At 72.1% G+C, this 2,718-nt stretch carries 2 protein-coding genes and 1 pseudogene; all 3 read right to left on the bottom strand.

What is annotated here, in order from left to right; all coding sequences use genetic code 11:
* Positions 1-815 (bottom strand): biotin carboxylase N-terminal domain-containing protein (locus tag GXP76_RS35020; protein ID WP_277994146.1); only part of this gene is annotated, 815 nt, incomplete at its 3' end.
* Between the two features lie 8 nt (positions 816-823).
* On the bottom strand, positions 824-2,428 hold the full coding sequence (locus GXP76_RS35025; RefSeq protein ID WP_242575649.1) for a carboxyl transferase domain-containing protein: 1,605 nt from the start codon (positions 2,426-2,428) through the stop codon (positions 824-826).
* Positions 2,425-2,718: pseudogene (locus tag GXP76_RS35030) on the bottom strand (exopolyphosphatase); the annotation flags it as partial. The pseudogene GXP76_RS35030 and the gene GXP76_RS35025, both read right to left, overlap by 4 nt.

A 2,718-nucleotide genomic window follows, 5' to 3' on the forward strand; every position in this document is an offset into this window, starting at 1 on the left:
GGGGCCCAGTCGTGGGACGGGTCCTCCGCGTAGAGGCGGGCCTCGATCGCGTGGCCGTACGGGACAGGCGGGGACGGGGGGAGCCGGGCGCCTTCCGCCAGGGCGAGTTGGAGTGCGACCAGGTCCACGCCGAACACCTCCTCCGTGACCGGGTGTTCGACCTGGAGGCGGGTGTTCATCTCCAGGAAGTACGCGCGGCCCGCCGGGGAGAGCAGGAACTCGACGGTGCCCGCGCCCCGGTACTCCACCGCGCGCGCCGCCGCGACCGCCGCGTCCGTCAGCGCGGCGCGCAGCTCCGCCGTCAGACCCGGCGCCGGGCACTCCTCGATCACCTTCTGGTGCCGCCGTTGCAGGGAGCAGTCGCGGGTGCCCAGCGCCCACACCGTGCCGTGCGCGTCGGCGAGGATCTGGACCTCGACGTGGCGGCCCCGTTCCACGTACGGCTCCGCGAAGACCTCGCCGTCGCCGAACGCCGAGCGGGCCTCCGCGCGGGCGGCCTCCCACTCCTCCCCCACCGTGTCGAGCGAGCGCACCACCCGCGCGAACCCGGCGTTCTCGGAAAGGAATCCGTAGCCGGGGTGCACCGCGTCCGCGCCCGCCGCGAGGGCGGCCTTCACGATCAGGTCGCCGCGCAGATACGTGTCCGCGGGGGCGGCGCCCGGCAGCCGTACCGCCGTGTCCGCCTCGCGTACGTGCAGCGCGCCGGCGTCCGCGTCCGAGAAGACCGCGACCGTGCCGATGCCCCGCTCGCGGCAGGTCCGGAAGACGCGGCTGGCGATCTCGCCACGGTTGGCGACAAGCAGAGTGGATATCAACGTAAGCCTCACATTCGGAAGACGCCGAAGCCGCCGCGGACGCCCTCGACGGGCGCCGTGCGGATCGCCGACAGGCACAGGCCGAGCACCGTGCGGGTGTCACGCGGGTCGATGACCCCGTCGTCGTAGAGCCGTCCGGACAGGAACGCCGGCAGCGACTCCGACTCGATCTGCGCCTCCACCATGGCGCGCAGGGCCGCGTCGCCGTCCTCGTCGTACGGCTGCCCCTTCGCCGCCGCCGAGCCGCGCGCCACGATGGAGAGCACGCCGGCCAGTTGCTGGGGCCCCATCACCGCGGACTTGGCGCTCGGCCAGGCGAAGAGGAACCGCGGGTCGTAGGCCCGGCCGCACATGCCGTAGTGCCCGGCGCCGTACGAGGCCCCCATCAGGACCGACAGGTGCGGGACCGTCGAGTTGGCGACCGCGTTGATCATCATCGCGCCGTGCTTGATGATGCCGCCCTGTTCGTACTCCCTGCCGACCATGTAGCCGGTGGTGTTGTGCAGGAAGACCAGCGGGATGTCACGCTGGTTGGCGAGCTGGATGAACTGCGCGGCCTTCTGCGACTCCGCGCTGAACAGCACCCCCTGCGCGTTGGCCAGCACCCCCACCGGACAGCCGTGCAGCGTCGCCCAGCCCGTCACCAGACTCGGCCCGTACAGCGGCTTGAACTCGTCGAAGTCCGAGCCGTCGACGATCCGTGCCACCACCTCGCGCGGGTCGAAGGGGATCTTGAGGTCGCCGGGGACGATGCCCAGCAGTTCGTCCTCGTCGTACTTCGGCGGCTCGACGGTCAGCGGGTCCGGATCCGCGTACGCCTTGCGGTGGTTGAGGCGCGCCACGATCCGCCGCGCCTGGCGGATCGCGTCCGGCTCGTCCACGGCGAAGTGGTCGGCGAGGCCCGACTCACGGGCGTGCATCTCGGCGCCGCCGAGCGATTCGTCGTCGCTCTCCTCGCCCGTCGCCATCTTCACCAGCGGCGGTCCGCCGAGGAAGACCTTCGAGCGCTCCTTGACCATCACGGTGTGGTCGGACATGCCGGGGACGTACGCCCCGCCCGCCGTCGAGTTGCCGAAGACGACGGCGACGGTGGGGATCCCGGCGGCGGAGAGCCGGGTCAGATCGCGGAAGAGCGCGCCGCCGGGGATGAAGATCTCCTTCTGGGAGGGGAGATCGGCGCCGCCGGACTCGACGAGGCTGATGAGCGGCAGCCGGTTCTCGTACGCGATCCGGTTGGCGCGCAGGGCCTTCTTCAGCGTCCAGGGGTTGGACGCGCCGCCGCGCACGGTCGGGTCGTTGGCGGTGACGACGCATTCGACGCCCTCGACCACGCCGATGCCGGTCACCATGGACGCGCCGACGGGGTAGTCGCTGCCCCAGGCGGCGAGCGGGGACAGTTCCAGGAACGGGGTGTCGGGGTCGAGCAGCAGCTCGATCCGCTCGCGGGCGAGGAGTTTCCCGCGGTCACGGTGGCGGGCCACGTACTTCTCGCCGCCACCCGCCAGCGCCTTGGCGTGCTCGGTGCCGAGAGCGGCGAGTCTGGTGAGCATCTCGGCACGGTGCTCGGCGTAGTCGGGGGACGTGGTGTCCAGCGCCGAGTGGAGCACGGTCACAGCAGTACCTCCGGGATGTCGGCGTGGCGGGAGCGCAGCCACTCGCCGAGCGCCTTGGCCTGCGGGTCGAAGCGGGCGCGTGCGGCGACGCCTTCGCCGAGGAGGCCCCGGACGGTGAAGTTGAGCGCGCGCAGCTGGGGCAGGACGTGCCGTTCCACGGTCAGGTCCCGGCTCTCGGGGATCAGTTCGCGGAACAGGTCGACGGTCAGCTCATGTGCGAGCCAGCGCCAGGAGTCCGCACCGCGCGCCCACACACCGACGTTGGCGTCCCCGCCCTTGTCGCCGCTGCG

It is taken from the genome of Streptomyces sp. NP-1717, from assembly GCF_022695985.1.
Classification (GTDB): Bacteria; Actinomycetota; Actinomycetes; order Streptomycetales; family Streptomycetaceae; genus Streptomyces.